This window comes from Jatrophihabitans lederbergiae (genome assembly GCF_031845305.1).
Classification (GTDB): domain Bacteria; phylum Actinomycetota; class Actinomycetes; order Mycobacteriales; family Jatrophihabitantaceae; genus Jatrophihabitans_A; species Jatrophihabitans_A lederbergiae.
Genome location: NZ_JAVREH010000250.1, coordinates 1 through 276, shown reverse-complemented (window position 1 = coordinate 276; position 276 = coordinate 1). Strand labels below are relative to the sequence as shown.

Sequence of the window (276 nt, the reverse complement as noted above, 5' to 3'; positions counted from 1 at the left end):
TCCTGGCGCTGGCAGAGTGCGGCACCCATGCGATCTTCGCCGCCGAGGTCGGCAGGTACTCCCAGTCCGAGACCACGTTGACCGGCCCGCTGCTGGAACACCTCACGGCGGGCATGCTGCTGTTGGCCGATCGCGGATTCTTCTCATACGCCCTGTGGCGCAAGGCAATCGGTACCGGCGCGGATCTCCTGTGGCGGGTCCGCACCGACAAGGCAGGCCCCAAACCCACCCACGTCGAGGACCTTCCTGACGGCTCCTGGCTGGCCCACCTGCGCC

1 pseudogene is annotated in these 276 nt (G+C 68.1%); it reads left to right on the top strand.

Annotated elements, in window-relative coordinates:
* A pseudogene (locus tag RM423_RS25165) lies at positions 1–276 on the top strand (IS4 family transposase); the annotation flags it as partial.